4 protein-coding genes and 1 pseudogene are annotated in these 2,608 nt (G+C 35.0%); 2 read left to right on the top strand and 3 right to left on the bottom strand.

Annotated elements, in window-relative coordinates; all coding sequences use genetic code 11:
* Positions 1–241: pseudogene (locus tag F6K13_RS27780) on the top strand (alkene reductase); the annotation flags it as partial.
* A 579-nt stretch (positions 242–820) separates the two neighbouring features.
* Here F6K13_RS27780 and F6K13_RS27775 read toward each other — a convergent pair.
* The 3 genes from F6K13_RS27775 to F6K13_RS27765 are packed head-to-tail and all read right to left on the bottom strand — an operon-like array spanning position 821 to position 1,931.
* Positions 821–1,435, bottom strand: coding sequence for a Uma2 family endonuclease (locus F6K13_RS27775; RefSeq protein WP_287289103.1), 615 nt, complete (start codon positions 1,433–1,435; stop codon positions 821–823).
* A gap of 50 nt (positions 1,436–1,485) precedes the next feature.
* On the bottom strand, positions 1,486–1,713 hold the full coding sequence (locus tag F6K13_RS27770) for a DUF4926 domain-containing protein (RefSeq protein WP_287289101.1): 228 nt from the start codon (positions 1,711–1,713) through the stop codon (positions 1,486–1,488).
* Positions 1,714–1,727: 14 nt separating this feature from the next.
* Complete coding sequence (locus tag F6K13_RS27765; protein WP_287289099.1) at positions 1,728–1,931, bottom strand: hypothetical protein; 204 nt, start codon at positions 1,929–1,931, stop codon at positions 1,728–1,730.
* Positions 1,932–2,296: 365 nt separating this feature from the next.
* Between F6K13_RS27765 and F6K13_RS27760 the strand changes: the two genes are divergently transcribed.
* Positions 2,297–2,608: hypothetical protein (locus F6K13_RS27760; RefSeq protein ID WP_287289097.1), on the top strand; the 312-nt coding region annotated here is incomplete at its 3' end.

The raw sequence follows: 2,608 nt of genomic DNA, 5'->3' as shown, positions 1-2,608 counted from the left end.
TTTCCGTCCGCTATTTGGTAGAGCAATTATTACTGCAGGTGGATATACTCGCGACACAGGAGAGGAAGCTCTCCAAAATAACACTGCTGATTTCGTAGCTTATGGTCGTCTGTTTGTAGCGAATCCTGATTTGCCTAAACGTTTTGCTCTCAATGCTGAACTTAACAAATACAATCGTAATACTTTTTATACCAGTGGTGAAGAAGGGTACATAGATTATCCTAGTTTGGGCGATGCTTAAAGAAATTTAGCTTTTCTAGTCTAACCAGTGAGGGTCATTTCAGTTATCATATCATGTTCGGTAGAACAGTTATAATTAGGCTCGTAGTTGGGCTTTAGCCCTAATAGTAAATATTGTAAGGGCTAAAGCCCAACTACAAACAAAAATTTTATTATAAGTAATTATCCGAACATAATATCAGTTATCAGTTATCAGTACCTCTGCAATAAAAAGGCTGGCGTTGCTGAATTGAAGTATGAATGCGTGATTGTTTGGTTCTGGTCCATGCCCCCGCGCATCCCCCGTTCAACAAAAAGCGCAGCAACATCTGGCTTCCCCCTTTCCAAGGGGGACGGGAGGGGGATAAAAAAGGGGGACGGGAGGGGGATTAACAAAGGGGGACTTTTAGAGTTTTATTCCCCTCAATTTTGGCAAAATCATACCCAGAATCAATCTATGTCAAACACCAAGAAGAAAACCTTCTACCTTCTGCCTTCTACCTTCCTTCTACCAAAGAATAAGTATTCAAGCGGACATGATATAATTGCAGAATAGTTTCAAGGAAAAAGAGCGATCGCGCTAAATGTTTCGAGCTTTATTTCATAATTCTGAAGTTGGCATAACGTCGTCTAATTGCAGTTTTAAATTTGGAAATAAATCAGAATAAATTGGCTCACCCAAGCGATATTGTTGCTGTTGATAAACACCATTTACTAACTGGCAAATTGTAAAAGTAGGTTGTTTAGGATTGCCAATAAATTGTAAACCACCTAATGCTCTAAAATCGATAATCCAATATTCTGGGATATTTAAAAAAGCATATTCTTCTACTTTTCTGGCATAATCATCTTGCCAGTTTGTACTAACTACTTCAGCAACAAGTTTAATGGTACTACTGTTACAAATTACAGGTTCTTTTTGCCAAAGTGGTTCTTGAGTAAGTTCTATTTTATCTAGGACAATTACATCAGGTCGTAGTGCTGTAGCTTCAGTATATAGGGGTTTGATTAGACAATTTTTAGGAATCAACCAGTTAAAATTATTACGAAAAATTTCGACATAAATTCTACCAGCAATACTCCCGGCAACAGCTTCGTGAGGGCCAGTAGGTTCCATGTCTCTTAATTCTCCGTCAATGAGTTCATAACGTGTATTATCCCCGTATTGGGCAATAAATTCTTCAAAACTGAGTTGTTTGGATGAGGTGTAGGTCATTTCAGTTATCAGTTATCAGTTATCAGTTATCAGTTATCAGTTGTCAGTTATCAGTCTGTATGCAGCAACATTAGTTTTTCAAGTTCGAGGGATACTAATGCGTAAGTTTGCCCATTTTTATTAGCAAATTTCACTTCAAAAGCTTTTCCTTGCTCGTAAATTTCTACTACAGTTCCTACTTGACCTCTAGGTAATATTATTTCTTTATAAGTCATAAATTGTGGAATTTTCATATTCTCTGTTAAAGCTACAATATCATGTAACTTGATGTCATTCATTCGTTTTATCTCTATTAATCAATTGGATAAACTGTCGTTAAACGTAGATAATTTTCATTAATTGGTTGCCTTTGAGTCTGGCGATCGACAAACTCACACTCGGAAATTTCAGTATTAATTTTAGGTCTTCCGCGATCTTCAATACTATTGGTATTGCCAGTGGCGGAAGATTGGCCCTTATGATTAATTTCTAAATGGCGAAAAGGTAAAGCTTTCAAATAAGGCCAAAGAGAAAACTTATTTGGGATTACTGATTTAAGGAATAGCGGGTAAAGTTTATGATATTATATTGAGGAAGACATAATTTTGATTGGTAATGCTCAAAATATAATGTCGTTTCTTCAGGGTTAAATCTATCTATTTTTTTTTCTATTTTTGGAGCTTGATAAAATGTGCCAGTAATTTAGGCTACAATCACGGGCGCATTATTATCAGTAATCAATATATTTTTTTTGATTTTTATTTATTGATTTAGCAAAAGTAAGTACTATGACTAACAATAAATCAGAAAATCAGTATATAACAGAAGCTACCCAAAATTATTCCTAGCAAATAAACCTAGTTTTCTATTCAAGAGGTACTAATGCTCCAACCCCAAAAAAAGACTATTAATTTTCCGTTTTTCGGGAAGAAAGATCCATCTCAATATCTGGGATTATGGCTGGAAAATTTTGCGATTTCTTTCTATCCATACTCAAATATCTCTACAAGTAAAATAGTAGATGAATCGAAACAAGATTTAACAGAAATCAGGAAAAAAGTTTACGAGGATTTACTAATAAATTTGAAATATTTAACTGATCTTAATGGTAGTCAAGAAGGAATGAAAACAAGGCATATTCTTTATGAATATCAAGATGAGTGGTTAAAGTTACGGTCTGGTTTTGACCGTAAC

This window comes from Okeania sp. SIO2B9 (genome assembly GCF_010672505.1).
Classification (GTDB): domain Bacteria; phylum Cyanobacteriota; class Cyanobacteriia; order Cyanobacteriales; family Microcoleaceae; genus Okeania; species Okeania hirsuta.
This window is presented reverse-complemented; position numbering and strand designations above follow the sequence as displayed.

Bases quoted from the DNA above. Each gene is read 5' to 3' on its own strand.
- F6K13_RS27770 (WP_287289101.1), bottom strand. From the start codon at position 1,713: ATGAATGACATCAAGTTACATGATATTGTAGCTTTAACAGAGAATATG.
- F6K13_RS27775 (WP_287289103.1), bottom strand. From the start codon at position 1,435: ATGACCTACACCTCATCCAAACAACTCAGTTTTGAAGAATTTATTGCC.